We start from the raw sequence: 24387 nt of genomic DNA on the forward strand, positions 1-24387 counted from the left end.
TCAAGATTGGATTTCCGGTTTAGAAAGGGCGATTTCCAATATGAATTCTGAACCTTTGCCCGGCACACTTTGGACGGAAATATCTCCGTCCATTTTCTGAGCGAGAGCCTTACAAAGCGCCAGCCCAAGCCCTGCTCCTTGGAAAGGTTTAGTCACTCCTGAATCCACCTGTTGGAAAGGATTAAATATAGAACTGAGTTTATCTTCCGGAATTCCGATGCCTGAATCTTGGACCGTAAATCTAAGTCGATAGTCCAAATTGGTGTCTTGGAGTTTTTCTCCCGTAAGTTTGATAAATCCTTTTACGGTAAACTTCTCCGCATTCTCCAAAAGGACCAAAAGCATCGTCTTAAATCTTTCCTCGTCTCCTTCTACCGTTTCCGGAAGGTTTTCAGAAAGAGTTACGCTGAAATCCAAGTTCTTCTTGCGGATCTTATCTTCCACCCTCATTGCGGCTTCGTAAATGGAAGCCTTTAGACTAAAACGTTTATTCAAAAGATATAATGTGCCTTTTTCCAAACTGGAAGCATCCAACATAGAACCTAGGATCACCATCATAGCATCCCCACTTCTTTTGAGTAGCTCCAACATTTCCTTATGCTCCGGTTTAAGATCGGAATCCAATAACATCTGAGTGATCCCGACGATACCATTCATAGGAGTTCGGACCTCATGGTCTACGTTGATCAAAAATTCGCTCTTTGCCTTATTTGCAGCTTCCGCTTCGTCTCTTGCAAATTCCAATTCTCTGGTCCTTTTTCGGACCAATTCTTCCAAGTTTGTATTTAGGATCTCCTGGACTTTTTCCCTTTCTCTGAACCCACTCAACATCTTGCTAGATAAAGAGAGTGAATTTCCGAGCACAAATAATCCCACCCCGATCCCGCTCAACTCCCAAGAATCCAAAAGTTCCGCATGGAATAATATCTCGCTTATCATAAAGAATAGTAGGAAGATAAAACCTGTTAAATAAATATATGCTCCCACCATTTTCTGAGAGACTGCTTTTGCCAATACAACCAAAGAACAGGCGCCGTTAAATACGAAGAGTAAATAGGAAGGATTGATCAGATACGAATAGATTGCTGGGCCGGTAAACAAAGTAATAAGAGTAAATATCCCAGCGAAGATATATCCTAACTTCAGGAATTTTTTTCCGAAATCCACAGGGAATACTTCTAATAAGAAATGTTGAGCCAAAGGCATTCCCATAAACCAAGTGATAAATTCGGTCCTAAGATAGATCTCAGGTCCCACTAAAAAATGTTCCGGAAATAATCTCACTCCTGTGGAATACAATCTAAGTCCGACTGTAATAGAAAAAATCCCTAGAATCAAAGCCGAAGAATCTTTTTTATAAAAAACTGATACAAAAATATGGAATAGACCTAAGAAGAAAAGACCGCCACATAGGATCCCTTCCAAGTCTCTTCGATCCAAATAATAACGGCCGACACACTCCGGAGTACCTAATATAGGAGGTTTCCAAAGACCTCCTTTTCTATATTGATAATTTGAAATTTCAAAATCTAGATGAGCCGTTCCTTGCCAAGGGGGAAGAATAGAATAACTAGTCCGTAGCTCCAATCCTTTTTCGGTTGGATCTCCCACCTTCCCCACTTCATTGATTATTTTTCCATTAAATATGATCCTATAATTCGTACCTTGATCGTAAGAAACCAAATGAAGACTTTCGACAGGCATGGAAGAAAGCAAGTCGACTCTATACAATGCTTTTCCGTATTTAGGAAATTCTCCCTCGTCGCTACCCGGCCAATCATGTTTGGTCCAACTACCTGGAATTACACTCGTAGAAAATTTTTCAGGCTCTTTGGGAAGACTTGTATCAGGTGAAGTACCTAACCAGGCAAACTTCCATTCCCCTGTCATTCGAAAACATTTCCCTTGGGTCTGGGATTTTTCCCAATCTATAACACCATTCTCTAATAAAGCCTTTTTAGGAGAAGGTGTACAATATGCGAAAAATAAGAATACCGCCAAAAAAAAGAGCGGATCCTTTTTAGAAAAAATTCCCATAGAGTTGGCTATCTTTTATCGATTCGTGGGAAATCGTCGAGGACAAAATACGGAGCAAACAGGTAGCATTTGCTTTGTAGGAGTTCCTACAACCGAATTTTGTGGTTCTTGCGACTTAAACCGAGTCAGCCTGAGAACTGATAAACGGAGCCTTGGGAGATAGGAAATATCCGCTCAAAGAGGCGAATAATACAGGAGTAAAATTAGAAACTCCGGTCAACCCGGTGAGTAGTATCGTAGTACTGATAGGCGTCTTGGTCACGGAAGCGTTCACAGATGCCATTAAACAGATCAGCAAAAAAGATTCGTTCTCGGAAGGAAAGAAGTCCATAAAAAATCTTCCGGCAACTGCTCCAACAAAGAATAACGGTATGATAATCCCACCTCTCCAACCGCTGGAAACAGTGATATTGATCGCCAATATCTTTAATAAAGCGAGGGTCCCGAAAAAGATCCAATTTCCTTTAGTTACTACGATCTCGTTCAATTGATCGTGACCGAAATAACGTGTCAACGGTTCATAATAGGCAATACATCCAAGTAACAATCCGCCGACAGTGGTCTTCACGAAAACAGGTAGAGTTATTTTAGAGAAAGAAAATTTAGTAATTCTGAATATTCCGTAAAAGATCCATCCTACGATCGCTCCTGCCATTCCAAATCCGATCGCATATTGAAAATCCTCTATTCCACCCGGAACATATTGTGGAAATTCCCAAGTAGGTCCGATCCCCATATCCGTCATGAATAAGAATACGAAATACGCGCTACAACTGGAAAGAAACGCAGGCAATAATGCTTCGTAATACTCTACAACATGTCTATGCTGTAGGATTTCCAATGCGAATAGGGCTCCACCTAAAGGAGAACCGAACAAGGAAGTAAATCCTGCTGCCATTCCGGCAATGGTCATGGACCTAAGTTCTTCTCCTTCCAATCCTAACTTCTCAGCAAACCAGCTTCCAAAAGATCCAGTGATCTGAACAAGAGGAGCTTCCGGGCCAGCGCTTCCTCCGGAGGAAATACTGAGTAAAGAAGACAAACTCATAGAAGGATTATTCTTAGGATCGAGTTTCCCGCCCCTAAAACGAATATTATCGATTACTAATGAAATTTCTCCAGGCTCACCCAGGAAATAGATGAGTAAGCCTATCCCAAGACCGGACAAAGTCATGACTAAAATTACGGAATGTCCCTGGAAGCCGGCTAAAAGTTTGGTTAGATATTCCAAAACTTTCCAAAACACTGCGGAGAATACTCCCGCAAATAACCCGAGGAGCACATATAAAATACTCCATCTGGAAAGCATAAACGGGTTCTTTTTGGATAAGATGAAAACTGGATTTTTTAATAGAGTTTGGATCCGATCCATATATCTGCCGGTTTGAAAAGTTCAGACAAAAAGAACAGACTCTTTATTTTTCGAAGTGATTACTCCGATTTTATGGACCAGTTCTCCTTTTTCTTCCAAAGCAGAGATCGCATCCGATACGGACTCTGGAGAAACGATGACTATGTATCCGATTCCCATATTAAAAGTGGAATACAATTCCTTTTCGGACAAAGAAGGAAAATCTTTTTGGACTCGGGCAAAGAAAGGATTCTCGGGAAGTTTTTCTCTATGGATCTCCACAGCTAAGGAATCTGGCAGAACCCTAGGAATGTTTTCATAAAAACCTCCGCCGGTAATATGCACCATTCCTTTTACTTCTGCTCTCTTAGTCAGGTTCAGTATACTCTGGACATAGATCCTTGTTGGACGAAGTGCGAATTCTTTTAAGAAGCCGACTAACTCCGGATCTGCGGGAAGTTTTCTTCCCCCCTCTAAATACAATTTACGAATGAGAGAAAATCCGTTGCTATGAGGACCGGAAGATTCCAAACCTAAAACGATATCCCCCGGTTTGATCTTGGAACCGTCTATTAAGTCTTCCTTCTCCACTGCACCTACCACGAATCCGCCTAAATCGTATTCGTCGGGGTCCATGGTACCTGGATGTTCCGCGGTTTCTCCGCCTAACAATGCCGATCCGGAAAGTTTACATCCTTTCACGATACCTGCAACGATCCTTTCCATTCTTTCCGGGATCAATTTTCCGCAGGCAATATAATCCAAGAAGAATAAAGGCTCTCCACCTGAGACAAGAATATCATTCACACACATTGCGACCAGGTCTATGCCGATCGTATCATGTATATTGAATAAACGAGCAAGTTCAACCTTAGTTCCAACACCGTCAGTGCCGCTTAGCAATATTGGGTTTTTATAATTTTTGAGGAAGGAAACGTCGAATGCGCCTGAAAATCCACCGAGCCCACCTAAAACTCTAGGTCCATGGGTGGATTCTACGTTTTGTTTGATCTTTTTGACGAATTCTTGGCCGGCTTCGGTATCGACTCCGGCTGATTTATAACTGATATCTTCTTGCATGGACCCGCTCCAGAACAGAATTCCCGGATCGGGTCTAATGCCCAGAAAAAAAGCTATTTCATTTGGTCGATTTGTTCCATTGCGGAGAGCTCGCCTGCAGCAGCCGGACGAACTTTTAGGGCCTTGATTCCGGGTCCTAAGTCCACAGCTTCTCCAGCTTTTACCAAAACTCGGGCCTCGTCGTCCTTTCTTGTGATCTGGACGCTACCTTCCCGAACCGCGAATGTTCCTGTTTCATTAGCAGGATTCACTTGGCCCCAGAATTGGGTCCCTCTAACGGCAGCCACTACGGTAGGAGTGTCGATGGAAATGGATTCGTTCTTTTTCAGTTTGGCGACTTTGACCAAAATATTGCCGGAGTTGATCTTAATATAATTTTGATCCGCTCTTAATGCAGCAATAGAAGCTTCCGAACCACCTAAGAGTCGAACTGTCCCTAAAGTAGTGGTTAGATCTAAGGTTGCATCCTTATCTGTCTTTACGATTTCAGATTCCACAACACGATCGCTTGCCTTCAGGACCGAACCCGCTTTTTCTGCAGTCGCCTTTCCTACGATAAAGGAGACGATTGCATCCGTAGTTTCTTCTTCTTTAGGTTTACAGAAGAAGAATAGGCTTGGAATGAGCAGGACCGTAACTAGCTTTGATATGGATATAGGGTTCATACGGATTCATAAAGCTAATACAAAGCCTCTAGACCGGGAACCAAAAAAATACTCTTTAGGAAAAAAATTTCTACCCGTTATGGGGATATCTTTTGCAATAATCGGGAGGCGAACCGTTCCGTTTCTTCGAGGTTATCGAGGGAAGAAAAGAACAGATTATAGTTAGGGTGCCCTAACTTTTGATCTAAATGAAGGGATCTGACTAAATGGCGGACGGTCCCTCGATTCCCATCATGAAGAATTGCCTCTGAATAGAGTTCGTTGATTTCGTTTTTCAAGAATACGTAATGAGTGCACCCTAATACAAGAGCACGAATTCCTTGTTCTTGCGGTATTTTTAATATGTTTTTAAGAAGAAGTTTAGCTTCTTCCCACTTTCCTTGGTCCACTAGCGTTGCAAGACCGTCACAATTCAGGTGAACTACTCTTTCGGAGGCTCCTAATTCATATTTCAAGTCCTGCAATTTTTCTTCTCTATGAGTGACTGAAGTGGCGAGTAACGCGATTTTTTCTCCCGGGTGGGCAAGAAGCGCAGGCTTGATCGCAGGTTCCATACCGAATACGGGTACGGATAATTCTTCTCTTAATTTAGAGGCCGAAGCGGAAGTTGCAGTATTACAAGCAAGAAGGATCGCATCCACTTTTTCTTTTAAGAAGAAGTCACATACGTTACGAGTAAGTTCCAAAACTTCCGAAGTCTGCTTCTCTCCGTAAGGAGCGTGTGCAAGATCGCCGTAATACAGAAAATTTACGGAATAAGGAAGATCTAAGAGTTCCTTAAGAACGGAAAGTCCTCCCATTCCGGAATCCATTACTCCGATCTTAGGAACTCTTTCTTTATCGTTTTTCATATCCTAAGCGGAAGTAGTATAATCCTCTATACTCTTTCTCAAAGTATTATAGATCCAACGGAATTTTTCTTCGTTCTCTTCCAAAAGAGTGACCCTAAAACCGTCTCGATCCGTACAGAAAGAAGAAAGAGGAACCACACATATCCCGGTGGAAGCCAAAAGATAATACACAAATCGGCGATCCGGAGCACAATTCCCGAGAAGTGGTCGGATAAATTCCTCGGCCTTTGTATTAGAAATAGGAAGAGTCATCTTATCTCCCAGGACTCCCTTATCGAATGCAACGGTAAGATAAAATGCACCTTTAGGCTCCACTACAGTAACACCCTTAAGTCCTTTAAAGGACTCGGTTGCAAGTTTCGCTCTCTTCTTGAACTTCTCATTTCTTTCTTTTAAATGAGGAAGGAACTGAGGATGGGAATATACTTCCGGAATTGCCATCTGAGGAAGAGTGGTGGAACACACTTCCAGCATCTTAGCGTCTAATAGAGATTTTGCATAACGCGCAAAAACCGGATCTTTGTCCTTGTTGAAGATCTCCAACCAGCCGCATCTTCCTCCAGGCCAAGGAAATTCCTTGGAGACGGAACGGAGAGCCATTCCAGGCACCTTATTTCCGATCACTTCCGAGAGATGGATTGTTCCTGTTTCGGAATAATTTACATGAGCGTACGTTTCATCGCATATAAGCATTACATCATATTTTTCCGCGATCTTAACGATCTCACGCATTACATTTTTATCATATACTGCGCCGGTTGGATTATCAGGATTAATGAGAAGAATACCTGCAATAGAGTCGTTGTATTTGACCTTATTTTCTATATCCTCCAGATCGGGCATCCAACCCTGCTCCGGATTAAGATTATAGGTCATATGCTCGTAACCTGAATGAGCAGCTTCCGCAGAAGAAAGAGTAGAATACGCAGGACTTGGTCCGATTACCCGAGCCTCTCTTCGTAAAAAACCGAAAATTTTAGCGACCGCGTCTCCGAGTCCGTTAAAAAATAGAATATCGTCGGCGGTGATCTGCGCTCCGCCCCTTTCATTCACTTTGTCCGCTAAAAAATTTCTGGTCTTCTCAAATCCTTGGGTAGCCGTATAGGCCCAGGACTTATCTTCTAAGATCAGATCCGAAACGATTTTTTTCATCCAAGGAGCGACCTTCTCTCCTTTTTGGATGGGGTCCCCGATATTCTCGTACGTAATCGGAACTCCTAGAGCTTCTAACTTTTTAGCGACTCCTACGATCTGACGGATCTCGTAAATGAGAGCATCAGCACCGCTATGAACGATATTTCTTCTCATGTCTAACCTTATGATTTTAGAAAAATTATTTCTGTATCAATCGAACGGTCAGTTCTTCCAGGGATTTATTCCTGTAGATCCTAAGTTTTAACCTGCCGCCTAATCCTACTATTCCGACCTGTTCCCTCAGATCATTAATATTTTTAACTTGGACTCCGTTTGCTTCCATAATGAAGTCGTATCGTTTCAAACCGGAACTTTCCGCAGAAGAACCGGGATCCATATCGTAAACCAGAACTCCCTTCCAATCCGAAGGGATTCCAAGAGTTTTTTTATGGTCAGGAAGTGGAACAGTCGCCATCACACCCAGAGTGGCAGGACGGATAATTCTGCCTTTGTTTTCCTCGATCAATTGAATGATCTTTTTGGCGTAATTCATCGGGATGGCAAAACCTATACCGGTGTTCCTACCTGAGTCGCTTCGGATCAAACGATTGATCCCGATTACTTCTCCATATATATTCAGAAGTGGTCCACCGCTGGAACCAGGGTTGATCATGCTATCAGTTTGGATATGGGTTTGGCCAGTCTCATCCAGATCTTCTCTATATTTTGCTGAGACAACACCCACGGAAAAAGATCTTTCCAAACCGAAAGGAGAACCGATCGCGATCGCCCAATCCCCTACTTCTATCTTATCCGAATCGCCGAAAGTAACCGGCTTGAGTCCGCTTCCTTCTTTGATTTTTAGAAGAGCGATATCCGCTCTTTCATGGCTTCCCACAAATTTAGCGGGGAAAACACTACCGTCGGAAGCGATTACTTCTATACTTTCCGCGTCTGAGATAACGTGAAAATTTGTGACAACATATCCTTTTTCGTGGATTAGAAACCCGCTCCCGAAAGAGGAAAGTTTTTCGGTGCGGTAATCGAAATATTGGTACGGACTTGTGATCGCTTCCGTCTTTTTGGTTCGGATGGAAACTACTGAATCCTTTGAAAAATTGTAAACGTTCCGAAAAGCTTCCTGTAATTGGATCCCGGCTTTTTGGTCGGAATAACCTAAAGGTTTGCCGCCTCGGAAAAAGGAGGACAAACCTCCTTCTCCCGGAAGAATGAGGACGAATAGGAATAAAACCAAAAGTCCGCTATTGATCCAAACGATTTTAGGAAGACGAACATTCATGCAATCAGACTCAACCCACCTTCTACCTAACGGAAAGAATCGTCGACTCGGATTCTTTTCCGGGATACCTGTTTTGTTTCTTCTGTTCTTTTCCGGCCAAGGATGTATCCCTTATCTATATCATCTCGGAAAAGAACAGGCAAAGATCCTTCTACAAAGAAAAGCTATCCCGGAAGTTTTAGCCGATCCAGAAATACCCGAAACCACCAAAACAAAATTAAAAGAAGTGGAGAAGATCAGAGATTTCGGCGTCGGAAAATTGGCTCTCTCGCCGGAAGGTGGATTTAAAAGTTTTGTACAACTCGACCGACCGGCTATCGGCTGGCATGTAAGCGCTTGCCATCCATTAAAATTCGAGTCCTATACTTGGTGGTTCCCGATTGCCGGCACAGTGCCTTACAAAGGATATTTCCTATTAGAAAAAGCGAAAGAAGAAGAACAATACTTAAAAGAACAAGGCTTCGATACAAGAATACGTATCACAGCAGGATATTCCACTTTGGGATGGTTTGAGGATCCATTGTTCTCTTCTCAACTGTATGAAGATCCTGGAGATCTAGCCTCGATCGTGATCCACGAAATGGCCCACGCTACCGTGTATTTTCCCGGAGACTCCTTATTTAACGAAAGTTATGCGAGTTTTGTGGAAGAAGAAGGCTCGGACGAATACGTCCTCAAGATCGGAGGTCCAAAACTTTTAGAGGAAAGAAAAAGATCTGAAGAAGAAACCAAACTTTATAAAAATTTAATTTTAGAGACTGCAAATCTTCTTAAGAATGCATATTCGGAAGGAGGCGCAGAAAACATCCTAAAGGCTAAAAAATCGGAGATCATTTCCGATTTTCGAAAAAGACTTATCCAAACAAAATGGACCAAGATCAATTCCAAAAAACTCGCTGAAAAAGATTGGAATAACGAAGACTTTATCGGAATTCTTCGTTACAATTCCGGAACTCAATATTTTAAGAAAAGATTCCAGGAAGTCGGAAGGGATTTTTTTAAATTCCATGAGGAAATGAGGAAGTTAAAAGAGAAAACGGTGGAGGAAAGAAAGGCACTATTAGAGGAAAAGTAAATATTGGGAAATGATATGTAGGAGCTCCTACAAAAGTGAGAGGTAAAATCTAATTGTAAAGATTTGGATTTTATGATAAGCAAGTAAGCGCTCTCCCACGGGCCACTCCCCCCTCCCAAACCAGGGTGGGGGCGATCTCAATACCCATGTTGGAACTCCAACAGATCATTATTCCTTCGAAATAAAGGAAGTCGTAAACAATCTATAACCGTTCCAATACTTGTCCACAGGATATATCTCTCTCATTGTATCCATGGTTTTCAAAAAACGATTCCGAAGAGAAGTTTTAGAGTCCTCTTTTCTGGAGGAGATCTCTTTCAAAAATCTTGAATTGTGAGTATCGGTTTGGAATCCCAGGTTTATGACCCCGGGTCCCTTCCAGAATTTTCCCAAATAATATAATGAATCTCTTAAGTTCAAAGAAGCATTTCCGAAACCTTCTAAGAAAGAAGAGGCGAGCATCCAAACTCCTTGCAAAGATCCAGATTCCACTTCCGAGACGGACTTATTCCCGAATAAAATTCCCTTCTCTCTATCTTCGATCAAAGGAATCCGGACTACATGAAAAGGTGTGATTGTTTGATTTCCCCTTGGAGAAAGTTCCAAGTTCTCCAATTGAAGCAATTGAGAATACCAGTCCGGTGAATTTACATCGTCTTTAGTTACGATCCCGAATCCATCCCAAAATTCTTCTTTCTCTTTATGCACCGGATTTTTAAGCAATGTCTCCGGATCTGCAACATAATAGATCTCTTCTTCCGCCTTAGGCAAAATAGGAGCCAAAAAATGATAAGAAGAAAGATACAGATAGGTGGTCTTGTTTTTAGAAGGACGAATATTCTGACGTATCTCGGTCTCCAATGCCTCTCTCAATAAAACTTCCGCTCCACCTTTGTCCGCTTCTTCATTGTATTTATAAATAGAAGCTTTTACTTTTCGATTATCCTTGAAAGCAAGATCACCCTTGGATTTACCCTTAGTAAATTTGATATAAAAGGTTTTTAAACCTAGATCCATCAAAGCTAAAAACTCTTGGTTTTCGGGGATCTTCTCCTCTAAAAGAAAGGAAACTTTACTAAAATTGGGAAGGTCCGAATAAAAGACGGAACGCCCAAACAAAGCGGAACGAACGGCCGAAATTTTATCCTTTATCAATCCTAGATCGAAGAATGTCTCCGAATCATTTTGCTGAAAAGAAAGAGTCTGCAGATATGTTATAAAATCATTAAGTTCTCTCCTGTCGGCAGGACTAAACTTTTTCTTCTTCCTATTTTTAACAAAACGATTCGTCAACTCCACAAATTCGGAAGACTTTTTGGAAGAAGCGTTTTCATATTCGGAAAGATATTCCGAAAAATCTGATTCGGATATTTTGTTTGTTTTTTTTCCTTCCAAATAGGAAATTTTAGAATTAATAAACTCTATTTCAGATGAATAGAACTCATCCAAAATACCCTTTGATCTAGAAATCCAATATTTTGCCTTATCAAGATCTCCCCTGGAAAGATATGCCTTTCCGAATTCCAACATGATCTTGGTTTGTCTTGGAAAATTTTTCTTAAAACCTTCCTGTTCTACGAAGGAATTTAAAAATTCCTCCATTTCTTTTCCGGTTTCCTCCGGAAGAGAATAACGTAGCAAATCCAGCACGGAAGATCTGGATTCAGAATCTAATGTTTGGAACAGTGCTTTGGAAGAACTATGGATCTCGGAATACAAGGACAGAGGAGAGATCCTATGTCCCAGCTTTTTACGATTTTCTAAAAAAGCCAGATGCCTTGGATAATTCCTCTCTTGCGGATCCAATTCAATTTGATTGGAACTTTCAGGCCAATCCTCCTCTTCTTCCAAAAGAGATTTTTCTTTTCGTATACGAGCCTCCATCTTCTTCCAAATTTCCAGATCCGATCCGGAAGAGATGAATTGTTTTGCAAACCCTAGCTGAGAAGTAGCAAGATCCGGGTAATAAGCCTCCAAGGCTAAATTAGAAAGTCTTAATCTATATAAGAATGGGTCGTATCTATCCGTTGAAATATTCGAATTTAAGGAATTGCCTGGAAATTTTCCCTCTTTTAACGCGAATATCCCGTTTAAAATTTCATTCTTACCTTCCGGTAGCGGAATGTCCCCGCAATCCTTGTATTCCGTTTCCAGCAATCTGGAAAGACATAGATTCAATCCCAATTCTTTTTGAGAATTCACATCTCGATTTTCATAACGTAAGGAGAAAATTTTACTCAAAGAAAAATCAGGTTTTATTCTTTGATAAGCTCGGATCAGATCCGATTCAATTTTAAGGGCCAAATTGGAATTCGGCTCCGCGTAGGAACGAGCCTTATGCAGATCGGAAAACACTTCCGAAGAGTCCGAAATTCTTTCGCCCCTTCTAGACTTGGCAAAAAGTTTTTCCGCTTCCTGGTTCCTATGTCCCGATCTCTCCAGAGCTCTACCGAAACGAATTGCGGAGTTTGACACTCTTCCTGAAAAAATTTCTTCCAGAGATTCTTTTACACAAGTTTCTCCAGGACAAAGATACATCAAACTAACGCCGGAACCGGAAAGTCCTGTATATGCCTTTAAGATCTGGTGCCAGTTCGGTTTTTCGGAATATGTAAATATTACTGCCGCTAATCTATGCTCTCTTGAAAAAATTTCCCTGAGTTCTATAACGTTCTTCTTTCTTTCTCCGAAAGTAGAATCTCCTTTTACATCCGGGAAAGAGCTAACTAGAATATCAGTGTCTTCTAATATATCTGTCCAGGACTCGGAGTCTACCTTTCTGTATTTCCATCCGTCAATCGGTAAAAAAGAAGAGATCACTTTCGGAGTCCGCTCTTCCCTGCTTAGAACGGAAGAAGAAAGTTTAAAACCTATTCCGGGAATTAAAGAACCTAATTTTTCACCTATGGAAGTATTTCCTGGATCTAAGATAAGATTACGACCGGAACTCTCAAAGTTGGAGGTAATCCAGCTTGTCGCCTTAGATTCATTTTCAAAATTTATGAACTTTAAAGCAGAATAATTCCTGATCCGAGCAAATACGGAACCTCTAGATTCTAATAAGCGAATTTCAGTCTCGTTTTGTTTTAGAACTTCCTCCTGAACTACGCCGAAAGGATCTAAGAACGCGGCATTTTTAGAAAGTTTGGATCTTAAAATTTCCAGCGATTTAGTGACCTGAGTCGCCGCTTGTGTGAGCGCAAGTTCTTCCTTTCTAACATCTCCTCTGATTTCCAGAGAGTTTTGGTATTTAGAATAAGTGTTTCGGTAGTTTTTCCAATCGGATTCAAATTTTACGTATTCAGACCTGGCTTCCTTAAATTCCCAACTCCCCTTTTGAAAATTACGGAAGTTTAATAATCTCTGGAGTCTTGTCCAGTCGTTAAATGCGGTATTTGTATTTCCCGAATCCAGCTCCGCTCTGATCTTCGTTTCGTACAAGTCTCTTAGCAGGAAACTTTTGTTGTCCGAGATCAAATGGAATTGTTTTCTCAGAAGGTCTTCCGCCTTGGATAACTTTGCCTTTGCGTTATCTGATCTTTTGGAGATTAGATCCAATCTTGCTTGGAGCACCCAAGTTTGGATAAGTTCCGCCCCGAAGTAGAATGTGTTGGCCATCTCTTCTGCAGCCTTTAAACATTCTTCTGCTCTTTCTAGATCCCCTAATCTGTAAAATACACTGGCTCTACTTAAAAAATGAAGTACCCTTTCTTTTCTTGAGAACGGATCCTTGGAGAGTCCGACAATCTCCTTTGGCAATCCGGATGGAGTTTCAAGCAAGGCGGAAGAGACTCCCAATTTTTCGAATCCTTCCAACCATTCTCCTTTTTTAAAATTCTCCTCTCCGGAATAATAGAGAACCGTCGCCTTCAGTATGTCAAAATCATAATATTGTTTATAAAATTCCTCCGAACATACTGAATTTCCCTCCAACTGATCTTCCGACCAGGAAGAAAGACAGACCTGCATTGATTCTCGTTTGAACCTGTTTAATTCTTCCAAGGCCTTGTTTAATTCTTCCGAATGATTATTTTTCTCTTTTTTGTCGGATGCTTCTATAGAAGCGAATAATGAATATAAATATCTTTTAAAGCTGCTCGAAGACCTTCCTGAAAGATTTGCGGAATCTTTAAGAAATTCATTCTCTTCTAAAAATGCTGATTTAGCGTTTTCGAATTCGTTCCTTTTATACTGAAAAAATCCAAGGTCAGCATAAGATTGGGACTGCACTAATTGTCCCGCCAGGGTCTTCTTAAGACCTTTTTTGTTAACGTATTCCAAACGTTTGTCCGTTTCTTCCGCGGCTAGACGATAGTTTTGTTCCAATACCAGGTTATTCACTCTTATCCCGGAAGATAATAGCGGCTGGAATACGGGAGGAATCGCCTCCGGAAATCTACCCGATCCTGAAATACGAACGGAATCTGGAAGAACTGCCTCGAAAACGAAATCCCAAATAGAGTCCCAAACAGATTCCCAAAATTTAGGACTCACCTTTTTCGGCAGCCATAGAGTTTTGCGAGAATAAGCTTCCCTCTCCGCTTCTTTCAGATTTTCTTCCGACTTAGAGATATAACCTAATTTTTGATAAGAAATTGCTAATGCATTTCTAATATTGATCGGGTCCACCAACCTGGACGGTTCGTTGAGTTCCAACGCCTCGGTTAGATAAGGAAGAGCTTGTGCATATTCTCCCAATTCCATATGGGACAGACCTGTCAAAGTCCTAAGTAATGTTAATTTTTCTCGATAACTTTGCAGGTTTTTGGCGTAGTCCGTTCCGGAATATAATTGTAGAAATTCGTTTTTTGAATAGATGTCCGACGCATTTTTTAACTTTCGGACTGCGTCTCCATACTTAGACATATACATGGAAGCCCGTGCGGAATTGAATAGGAACACCGCTTTCTGTCTATAATCCTCGAATTGTGCCTTGGATATTATATAATTTGAATACGATTCTACTAAGGAATATTGTTCATCCGCTTTAGGGTAATTTTTCAGCAAGAAATAATTATTACCCAAATTCAATCTCAGATCGGAGAGGGCTTTTTTGTTTTGGAAATTTTCGCCAAGCAATTCTAAGATCTGGCTATATAACTCAATATTCTCTTCAAAGTTTTTCTCGGGAAAATATTTAGAATATTCATCCTTGTATTTGTCTTCATCGAGCGGCTCTTTATCGCTCGGTTTTCTGGACTTCATGATGTCCACATATTGGTATAACCAACCTAAAAGTTGGTAAGCGTCATGATAAGTAGGCTCAGCAAATATGATCCATCTGAGCTCATACTCCGCTTGCTTATAATCACGAAGAGCGGCCTCTTTTTTGATCCGATCCATTGTCCCGGAATTATAATAATAAGTCTCCCGGATCACGGACCGATTGATCAGATAGTATGCATATCCATACAATGTGGCAAGATCCAAGAAGGCCCGAGCCCGAGGTAGGATCTTTTCCTTCTCGAAATATTGGTCTATATATACGAGACCTTCCTTTTTATCCAATGGATCAAACTCAAGAGGATTCAAATTTCCTAAAATACCAGAAGCGTTCTTTTCACTCACAGATCTGGCTAATTTGAAGGAAGTATCCACCATTAGTTTTTGGTAATAGATGGCATAATCCTTGTAAACGGTGTCCTGAAAGAGGCTTTTACTCTTTGCCAGGAACATATTCTCGGTATTATAAAAATAGTGAAGAGAAGCTTGGAAGAAGTCGGACCTGTTCTCATAGTTCCGAGCAAGATTCTCGAAATAGATAAAGAACCTTTCCATCTCCTTATCAGAGATCTCAACTCCGGAGTCATGATCATAATTTTCAAGAAATGTTCGAAGTGATTCCAAAGAATAACGAACACTTCCAAGTCCTTTAAAATTAGAAGATCTTAATAGATGGATTTTAAGGAACAGAGGATCTTTCGGATTAATCTCCTTCAGCAAAGACTCCAAAAGAGAATTACTTTCCGCGAATGCACCCTGCCCGGAAAGTCCCGCAGCCTTTGTATACATTAAAAATCTATACAATACCGGAGAACGTTCTTTGATCCTATTCGAAGATTCTATTTTTTCAGATAGAGAAATTTTTTCCGAGTCGGACTTTCCTGCCAAGATCTGCTCTTCAAAAAGTCCGTATAAATTCCTAAGTTCTATCGTTTTAGAATCCGACTCATTCGCTGCCTGCAGAAGTGTGGAAGGGATGGTCCAGTCCTTCTTCTTTGCTTCCTTAAGTTGAAGAGAACCTATATTTCTTAAAATTTCATGGATATTATAATATCCCGGAAATCGAGTCGCTAACTCCTGCTTTGAATTAAGGGCAGCCTCTAATTTGCCGGACCTTTCTTCCAGATTTCCGATCTCTTCCAAGATAGCGGCGGCCACCTGCGCATCCGCATGATTTCGAATATTAGAAAAATATTCTTTAATCTCGGATACCCCTTTGTTTTCGGATTCTAGATAGAATACATAAGCAAATCCCCATTTAGGATCCAAACGAGAGGAGCTCATTTCCTTTTTGATCTCGGATGTTTTTCCTGACTTTTTATAAAGCGAATATTTTTCATTCAGGACTTTCGCGCGAAAAATAGGATAAAGAGGATCTTCCTTGTAATACAATTCCAGGGAATCCAAGGCTAATATATAATCATCTAAGGATTGTTTTTTGCCGTATTCCTTGGCCAACTCGAATTGTGCGGATATATTGGACGCTTTAGGGATAGATCCGCTCAAAGGAAGAAAATAAATATTTAAAGTTCCGTAATATGATGCGGTAAATAGAATACTTCCTCCGTTAAAGGAAGAATACTTCGTATCGAATAAAGAAAAATTTCCGGAAGTTAGCCTTCTTTCTTTCATGTCGGAAAGATCCAACCGAATTATCAGACTATTATCTCTCTCATCCAATTTTCGGTTCCCATCCGAATCGGAACGAATGGATGTATAGAATAAATATCTTCCGTCGGGAGATATACTAGGAGAAAAATCCAAGTAAGGATCGTTAGTCAGTCTTTTTGTTTTTCTCGTTGCCAAATCCAAAGAGTATATCTCCCCTTCTTTGGAATCCGCATACGAAAGATATACGATAGTATTCCCATCCCCGGACCAGTATGGATTCACGGCTCCGGATTGTGTGAGTAAGACTGGCTTTTCTTTTCCTTCCGTATCCCATAATATTAGATTCGGAGTTCCCGGTGTCAGCCTATCCGAGGAAAATAACAATACTCTACTGTCTTTTCCCCAAACAGGATCCGAATCCGAAAATTTATCCGACTTACGGAGATCATAATATTCTCGATTTGTAATGAACTCGAAATCGTCGTTTAGGAATCTTTTTCCTTCTAAGATTTTTTTAGCCCAGACCTCAGGCTCAATTTCCAATAGGACTATATCTCCCGCCGTATCGTATTGCTCGGAGACGAATGCCAATTTTTTACCGTCAGGACTGATCGCAGGTTTATATTCGGAAGAAGGGTGTTCCGTTATGGGAACTACAATGGAACTTTTAAGATCCCTGAACCATATATCATAATTTCCTTTTTGCCCTGTCGTATAAAAAAGATATCTTCCATCCTTTGTGGTGGAATTATAGAGGTTATTCCCTCTTTGTACAGTCAACGGAAACGGTTTATCGTTCTCCGGATTAAAATAATTTTTAGAAATTGGACCGTAATCGAACTCGATCGGTCTAACCCGCTGCGCCGGAATAAAAACCAGACAATTACAAAATAAAAATAAGAAAAAGAATAGGGCACCGCGCTTCATCTAGGCTATTCCTTCTTTTTCCAATTCCCGGCGGAGGCCTCGTAATATTCTCCTATATCCACGGAACGAAGCCAGGTGGTTTGGATACTTTCCTTAATGGAGGCTTTTTCTTTTTCAGTAAAAGTGCGATTCGGATCAGAGAACGATTTTTTTAATTTTTCCTTCATTACGATCTCTCTATTTTCGTTCGTAAGTTTTACAAGATCTTCTATTCTGGATTTTCGTCTAGGATCTTGAGAGATCTTCTCCGCTCCCGCCTCTCTGATCTTAGGATTCCATCTGACTTTTCCGTCGAGTCCCTCTGCCAAAATCCCGAGACTCCTATATTCTCTGAGTTCTCTTGCGAGATAGGCTAAGATACGAAGCGCCATATAGAACTGATTATCGGAAATATTCCCGAATTCCTCTTTGATCAGATCTCTTTCCCAGATCTCGGAACCCGAAGAAGAAGTTTTAATGGATGCTATGAGCCATCCGTCTCTCTCCAAATTTCGGTCCTCTCCCAACATCTGTTTTTCGGCGGCGGTTTGGGTCTGGGTGAATGTGATTGGAGGAGCCTTGATCGGGCAATACACCAGCAACGGAAAGATTGCAAAAAGAATAATATAGAATTTTAGAATATTCTTCATAAGTTCTACTGATTGAAAGTTTCGATCTCGTTTTGGGCACGTTTGAGAAAGTTTGCCAGAGGCATTCTTTGTTGGGAAACCTGATTGTTTTCCAATTGGATGATTGTCCCTAAAATGGAACGTTTGAATAGGATCACTGCATATACCAAACCCTTAGATAATTCCAATTCTATCTTATCCACTGCATAACTTCCGTAAATAAAATCGGTGAGTATATTGGAAGGCGCAAAAATATTGATCGCACTTTTTCCAAAATCGTTCCCGATCTGATAGATACTAAAAAACAAGTTCAAGTTCGGGACCGGATCGCCCAGATTCCTTCCCCATAGGTTCAGATCGGCTTTTACCTTTCCATCGTCTATCTTGCCTTTAGTCTTTGCAGGAAGTAATTGTTTTAGATCTATATCCTTGACTCTCAGGGAAACCGAGTATTCCATTTTTTCAGGATCGCCGGAGCCTACGTTAACGAGCATATCCTTTCCCCAAATCTCCCCATCCAAAGTATATACTTTGAGATAATCCATTCGTAAATAATTTTCCGAGTATTCCATGTTGGCGGAAAGTCCGGGAGAATCCGCCTTAGGTCTGCTGTATTCGAATGGAGTACCTTTCAAGGAAGGATGGTTTCCGATGATCTGCTTGATCGTAAAATTGGGGGCAGGAGTCCGTCCATAGTTCATCACGAATTTTCTTTTGTTCCCTTCGATCAGGTTCTTGGTCTCTTTTACGGAAAGGTCGTGGGCAAAAGGAACATCCGCATTCCATCCGTCTATTCTATACAATTTACAATCGTATCCCGGGCAAACCCCGCCTTGCACGAGTATATTAGAATTTTTAGATATTAAATTTCCTTGGATAAGACTTCCATACCAACCGAACTTGATTCCGGCTTCTCCTTGAAAGAATAGCCCCTTGATCAATCCGCTTTCTTTGGGAGATAAAAGTTTTAATTCTCCGTTTAAGCTTGGAATAAATTCTCCCACGGAAGGAGGAGGTCCGCTTTTGGATGCCTTGACTAATTCTCCTCCTAAGCCTAAGCGTAATTTTTGGGAGAAAGCGCTTAACTCTAATTTATCAATTTTGATCTTAGAGCTTGGACTTCCGATTACCTTTAGATCCAAATGGAGTTTTCCATCCCGAAGATTCATCCCGGGCAAATCTACCCCAAGACTTCCTCGGATATTCTGCTCCCGATTTCCGAGCGAATAATAAAAGTCTCCGTCCAATCCGACCTTTTGTCCTACTTGGTTCCGAACCGGGATCAATGTTTCCCGAAGGGATAAAGGAAGAAGTGGGACAAGATGCTCCAAGTCCAGAGCAAGTCCCGCTTTTTTCAGATCTAATACGAAAGGTTCTCCAAGCCCGATCCTTCCACCTGTATCCAATTTTGCGGCTGAGTTCCCTTCAGGAGAGAAGGCGTGTAGGTTTAGATTGGATACTAATATTTCCTCTAATCCCCAGGCTTTTTTAGGAAAATGGAATATAGCCTTTAACCCTCCTTCTAAAAGTATATTTCCGGAATTTCCTCTGCCTAACGGAAATCTAAAACCTTTGGCTCTTAATTTCAAAACAGTATCTAACTCTGAAAAATCTTTTCCAAAAGCGGAAAGTTCCGCGGAGAATTTTCCTGAAAATCCCGTTAGATAATCGCCTAGCCCGAAATTGTCCAATTTCAGGTTTAAATTCGGTCCTTCTGCCTGGGAGTAATTTAGGTTTCCTTGTAATATAATTTCGTTATATATTACTTTCAAATTTTTGAATGTAAAGGACCTCATCCAAGGAAGCGGGATTCTAGGTCCTGGATATTTTTCGCTCTGGGGATCGATCCGGACATCCCAGTCCAAATTGAATACAGGAATAGAATGCCTCTTCTTCCCGATCCTGAAATCCAGCGAGTTTCCACGGACTTCTCCCAAGACTCTTAGATTGTCCCATCCGCCTTCCGCTAAAATAGGCGCAAGGCTCGCTTCTCCGCTCATGGAGAAGGAGTCGAATCCAAGACTATGTAAAAAATCAGATAGTGGCGCGAGTCTTATCCTGGATTTTTGAATGGCAAGGTTTACTTTTCCCGAATCTGCCGAGAAGTCTGAAATTTTTCCGCTTCCTTCTAACCAGGTATCTTCTCCCACTTTCCATTCTAAATTTCTAAGTAGTAGTTCCTTCTTCTCTGGAGAAACATCTACGTCGTATTTTATTGAAAAACCGAAAGGCGCACTGACTCTGTTCGCAATTCTTATCGGTATTCTTTCGGAACCAAGGTCTAGTTTGGAATGGAACCCGGACTTGGAACCTTCTGCTCTTTCCCAAATCAAAGTACATTTAAACGGATGATCCAGTCCTCCGGAAGCGTCTTGGAATTTAAGCCTTATCTGATTCTCCGGATTCAGTTTCACTTGGAACTGATCTATCAGATCCAAAACTTTTAGATCGAATGGAATTCGAGTAAAACGATTCGTATCTAAAAGAAATCCGAGTTCTAATCCTTCCAGTCCCGCAGAGTAAGACTTGGAACCATTTTCCGAATTCACATGTAGATTAATGTCTTTTAGGTCGAGTTCTAAGAATGCGCTGATCGGAATATAAGTACGGATCTCAGTAACCGGTTCTTTGTTTTCGGTAGGAACTTCTTCTTTTTTGCCAGGAGGAAAAGCGGAGGATATATTCCAAAGTTTTCCCCTTTGTTGGAGGTCCAACTCCAATCCATGGATGGAAATTTTTGTAATTTTCAGTCTTCCGAAAATTACAAATGGAAGATTGTAGGAGATCCCCAGTTCTTTAGCGATCAGTACAGGGTTCTGCCCCCAGTCGGTTGTGGGATATAATTTTACGTCAGTGAGCCTAATTCCGTAAAATGGAGAAAAACTCCTGACCTTCGCCTCGAACTTTCCCGCAAAAACGGAAAAGGCAATTTTGTCTACGAGGAGCTGTCCTGTGATTGAGTTGAAAAGGAGATGATAGAAGAGAAAAATCCCCGCAATGATCCCAAGGCGGAGTTTTTTCTTTTTCAAATACTGTAAGAACTCGGAAGCCAACCGAAATGTTTAGGCTAATACTCGAAGGATTCGATAGCCTCTTCCAGCGTTTTGTAGATCTCGAAAATGCTGGCTAACTTTGTAATCTCCATTAAATTTTCGATATCGTTATTCAAATTGGTGAATACCATGCGACCTTTCAAACCGTCGATATGTTTGTAGATGTTAAGGAACATCCCCAAACCGGCTGAGTTGATGAAAGGAACTTTTTTAAGGTCGATGATAAACTTCGGAACGTCACCTTTCGAGATATACTCCTCGATTTTTTGACCAAGTTCGAATTCATTGCCCGCTTTGATCGGGCCTTCGATCTTGATGATGTGAACGTCGTTTTTAGTGGTGACTTTGATTTTCATAACCCTTTCTTGGATTTTTGTGCTTATATAAGATCTGCATTCCAGCCTCCTTGTAAAGCCCTTTTTTGCAGAATTGACCGGCAGAATCCCTTGAAAGCTCCCAAAAATCAAAGAGAAACAAGGTTTTGACTCTGACAGAAATTACAGGAAATATTGTCGACATTTTGGCCGAATACAAACATCGTACCAAGGTCAGCAATGCCCGCAAAGCCCCCTCTTTTATCCCTAGTCATTCCCGTTTATAACGAGGAAAAAACCATCCCCGAACTTGTAAAAAGACTTCGGGGTTTACTTACTATCCTAAAAGAAAAACATCACTTCGGAAAAGAAGATGCAGAAATTCTTTTTGTAAACGACGGTTCGAGAGACGGCACTTTCGATGTATTAAAAAAATTCTGCGAATCAGAGCCAGGTTTTTTTCTTCTGAACTTATCCAGAAATTACGGACACCAATTGGCAATCACTGCTGGCATCGATACTGCTAGAGGCGAAACGGTTGCAGTAATGGATGGAGATCTTCAAGATCCTCCGGAATTCGTAGCGGATCTTTATGCAAAAATGTCGGAAGGTTACGACGTTGTTTATGCAAGAAGAAAGAAAAGAGAAGGTGAGTCTTTTTTCAAACTGATCACAGCACACGTATTTTATAGGATCCTAAAAAAACTTACCAGGTTCGAGATCCCTATCGATACGGGAGATTTCAGGATCATGAGCAGAAGGGTGACTGATGTTCTTGTTTCTATGAAAGAGCAACATCGTTATATCCGAGGACTCATCGCCTGGATCGGTTTTAGACAAACTGGTTTGGAATACGACCGAGACGAACGTTTTGACGGAGAGACCAAATTTTCCGTTAGCAAGATGCTCAAGTTTGCATTGGACGGGATCACATCCTTCTCCTCTGCCCCGCTTAAACTTTCCTCTTACTTAGGATTTGCTTCCGCGTTTTTTGGCGCTTTGTATACGGTTTATATTCTCTACTTAAAACTGTTTACGGATAATACCATCCAAGGTTGGACCTCGGTCATGATCGTAGTATTGGTATTAGGCGGGATCCAACTCATCGCATTAGGTATGATAGGCGAATATCTAAGCAGAGTACACGATCAATCCAAGAATCGCCCTCTGTATGTGATCGAAAAGATCTACTTTGCTAAGCCGAAAAGTAAAAGATGAATCGTACCTGGGATAAAGTTTTAGGAATTGTATTCGGCGCTATTGCCTTATTTGCCGCCGGAGTTATGATCTCCAAAAATTGGCAGGCTTTTTTAGAGATCTGCCCGATCACAGATCTTTTAACCTGGGATGAAAACATCCGCCTAACTGCGGTATACGACCAATTCCAAGATTATAGAGACGGCAAAATTTGGAGAGCTACACTTCCCTTCTTGGAAGCGGCAACCTGGCCACCTTTACGCCCAATACTCTCCCTTTTACTTTTAGCCAGTCCAGGAGAATGGCCGATCACTTGGAAAGATTCTTTCTTAGGTCTGACTTTTTACGCTCTTTGTTTTCCTTCCATCATCTATATCGTTTATAGGATTTCGGGATCTTTTCTTTTCGGAAGTTTAGTTTCCATTTTTGTATTGGCGTTAAGCCTGCATACTTCCGAAACTCCAGCATATAGTCTTTCTTCTATGCTGGAAACCCAAGGGATGTTCATTCTTCTTTGGGTGTATTGGGGATTATATAAACTTTATGATTCCGTAAAAGACCTGAAACCTGGAGAAAGTTTACCTACAGGTTCTAAGGTAGGTGCATTGGTCTCCGCAGTCTTGATACTTCTATTTTTTACGAAGTATCCTTACGGACTTTTACTATTTATCTCGATCTTTCTATTCGAATTGGTCTCCAGATTTCCGGAATGGATTGGATTTGCGCGATTCTCCGTCAAGGTCCATTACAAAGGGATAAGATTACTGTTCTTGATCTTAGTGGTTCTGCTCGTTCTTTCACTTCCGATATTGAGAGTTGTGACCGACTGGAATCTAGATCAAAGATCCTTTAAAAAAGTATTATATTTCCTTACTGTCTTTCTTTTTCTGGACTTTAATTATTTCTTATATAAGAACAGAAAAGACTTGGGAGAAATTTCTCCTCCTTCCATCAAAATACTTTATCTGTATGCGATTCTTCCTTGTTTTATCTGGTTATTCACTAACCTGGACAGGGTTATGAGCTTGGTAAACGCTCAGATGATCGTGAACAAATTCGTTCGCAGTTTTATCTTAAGCTTATTCGAGTCTCCTGAGAACAAGTTTCCTGCGAGCCATGTGTTTAACGAGCCTTGGATCTTTAGAACCTTCTTCTTATTTTCTTTAGGTGCGATCGGTTACTGGCTCTATCTAAACAGAAAAGAAAAAACTTTTTCTCCGGAAACAAAGGTAGAAGGAAGAATAGACTCACTGCTTGCAAAATTGCAAAGTATCGGTTGGCCCAAATTTTTGAAAGATCCGTTATTTGCGATCACGATGATCGTATTTTTGCAATACATAGTTATCGATGCAAGCACCGGAAATAAACAATTAAGACACGTATTCTATCCTTTACCGGCATTACTTACGATACTGAGTTTATGGTCGTTCAGATTAGTTCAAATTTCTGAAAAGAGCATAAAGTTATTCTTTTCGGGAGTGTTCCTATTCTTCTTACTTTGGGCTTCGAGCCTATTTGTGAGAGAAGGTGGACTATTCAGTCATACTTATCTTTCCAAAAACCAATTCTGTTTAAAAGGGTTTGACACTGCTACATTCGAACCTGCCAGAAAGTTTGCAAAAGAAATAGACCCCCAAGGGAAATACGTCGCATTCAATGCGTTCCACGATGAGGAGAACTTTCAGGCGCCGGGAAGAATTCTTGCTTCCGAATTTGATCTTTTGTTCAGACAAAAAACGATCGAAAATGGTAAATATCGCAACGATAGCAAATACAAATGGAAATCCTGGGACGAATTTGACAAAGCAGTGTATATAGGACCTTCCTGCGATCTACCTTCTAAGGTTCTTTCCAGAGCGGAAAGTTTAGGAGTTACTCTGGAACAGATCAAAGAAATTAAGTACCCAACGGGAGATTATTGTTTCAAAGAATATCGTCTTATTAAAAAATAATCGGACTTA

At 41.0% G+C, this 24387-nt stretch carries 14 protein-coding genes; 3 read left to right on the top strand and 11 right to left on the bottom strand.

Translation table 11 applies throughout. From position 1 onward, the window contains the following. From LEP1GSC185_RS13165 to LEP1GSC185_RS13195, 7 genes are all read right to left on the bottom strand, one after another. Complete coding sequence (locus tag LEP1GSC185_RS13165; protein WP_008595540.1) at window positions 1-2037, bottom strand: sensor histidine kinase; 2037 nt, start codon at window positions 2035-2037, stop codon at window positions 1-3. 115 nt (window positions 2038-2152) lie between these two features. Then, window positions 2153-3409: a chloride channel protein gene (locus tag LEP1GSC185_RS13170; RefSeq protein WP_008595337.1), complete on the bottom strand. Its 1257-nt coding sequence runs from the start codon at window positions 3407-3409 to the stop codon at window positions 2153-2155. A 21-nt stretch (window positions 3410-3430) separates the two neighbouring features. Then, window positions 3431-4468 carry a phosphoribosylformylglycinamidine cyclo-ligase gene (gene purM, locus LEP1GSC185_RS13175; protein WP_008595838.1) on the bottom strand — a complete coding sequence of 346 codons (1038 nt, stop codon included), beginning with the start codon at window positions 4466-4468 and terminating at the stop codon, window positions 3431-3433. Window positions 4469-4521: 53 nt separating this feature from the next. Continuing rightward, window positions 4522-5133: an adhesin Lsa19 gene (lsa19, locus tag LEP1GSC185_RS13180; protein WP_008594435.1), complete on the bottom strand. Its 612-nt coding sequence runs from the start codon at window positions 5131-5133 to the stop codon at window positions 4522-4524. A 77-nt stretch (window positions 5134-5210) separates the two neighbouring features. Next, window positions 5211-5984, bottom strand: a complete 774-nt coding sequence (gene murI, locus LEP1GSC185_RS13185) for a glutamate racemase (RefSeq protein WP_008594990.1) — start codon at window positions 5982-5984, stop codon at window positions 5211-5213. A gap of 3 nt (window positions 5985-5987) precedes the next feature. After that, the gene (locus LEP1GSC185_RS13190; protein WP_008593641.1) at window positions 5988-7292 is read right to left on the bottom strand and encodes a pyridoxal phosphate-dependent aminotransferase; all 1305 of its coding nucleotides are present in this window, start codon (window positions 7290-7292) and stop codon (window positions 5988-5990) included. A 25-nt stretch (window positions 7293-7317) separates the two neighbouring features. Continuing rightward, window positions 7318-8418 carry a S1C family serine protease gene (locus LEP1GSC185_RS13195; RefSeq protein ID WP_008595422.1) on the bottom strand — a complete coding sequence of 367 codons (1101 nt, stop codon included), beginning with the start codon at window positions 8416-8418 and terminating at the stop codon, window positions 7318-7320. Here LEP1GSC185_RS13195 and LEP1GSC185_RS13200 point away from each other — a divergent pair. Next, complete coding sequence (locus LEP1GSC185_RS13200) at window positions 8417-9493, top strand: aminopeptidase (protein WP_008594281.1); 1077 nt, start codon at window positions 8417-8419, stop codon at window positions 9491-9493. The genes LEP1GSC185_RS13195 and LEP1GSC185_RS13200 overlap by 2 nt on opposite strands. 168 nt (window positions 9494-9661) lie before the next feature. Here the strand turns inward: LEP1GSC185_RS13200 and LEP1GSC185_RS13205 are convergent, their stop codons facing one another. From LEP1GSC185_RS13205 to LEP1GSC185_RS13220, 4 genes are read right to left on the bottom strand one after another with little or no spacing between them, the layout of a single operon-like run. After that, window positions 9662-17254, bottom strand: coding sequence for a PD40 domain-containing protein (locus LEP1GSC185_RS13205; RefSeq protein WP_008593795.1), 7593 nt, complete (start codon window positions 17252-17254; stop codon window positions 9662-9664). A gap of 5 nt (window positions 17255-17259) precedes the next feature. Next, window positions 17260-17883, bottom strand: coding sequence for a hypothetical protein (locus tag LEP1GSC185_RS13210; RefSeq protein WP_008595191.1), 624 nt, complete (start codon window positions 17881-17883; stop codon window positions 17260-17262). A gap of 5 nt (window positions 17884-17888) precedes the next feature. Then, window positions 17889-20915: an LIC_11026 family protein gene (locus tag LEP1GSC185_RS13215; protein WP_008594662.1), complete on the bottom strand. Its 3027-nt coding sequence runs from the start codon at window positions 20913-20915 to the stop codon at window positions 17889-17891. A gap of 14 nt (window positions 20916-20929) precedes the next feature. Continuing rightward, on the bottom strand, window positions 20930-21271 hold the full coding sequence (locus tag LEP1GSC185_RS13220; protein WP_008594836.1) for an STAS domain-containing protein: 342 nt from the start codon (window positions 21269-21271) through the stop codon (window positions 20930-20932). A 198-nt stretch (window positions 21272-21469) separates the two neighbouring features. Between LEP1GSC185_RS13220 and LEP1GSC185_RS13225 the strand changes: the two genes are divergently transcribed. Then, the gene (locus LEP1GSC185_RS13225) at window positions 21470-22447 is read left to right on the top strand and encodes a glycosyltransferase family 2 protein (protein WP_008594441.1); all 978 of its coding nucleotides are present in this window, start codon (window positions 21470-21472) and stop codon (window positions 22445-22447) included. Further along, window positions 22444-24378 carry a hypothetical protein gene (locus LEP1GSC185_RS13230; protein ID WP_008595803.1) on the top strand — a complete coding sequence of 645 codons (1935 nt, stop codon included), beginning with the start codon at window positions 22444-22446 and terminating at the stop codon, window positions 24376-24378. Before LEP1GSC185_RS13225 ends, LEP1GSC185_RS13230 begins: the two co-directional genes overlap by 4 nt. Window positions 24379-24387: the final 9 nt, after the last annotated feature.

Origin of the sequence: Leptospira licerasiae serovar Varillal str. VAR 010, assembly GCF_000244755.1 — a bacterium.
Classification (GTDB): Bacteria; Spirochaetota; Leptospiria; order Leptospirales; family Leptospiraceae; genus Leptospira_B; species Leptospira_B licerasiae.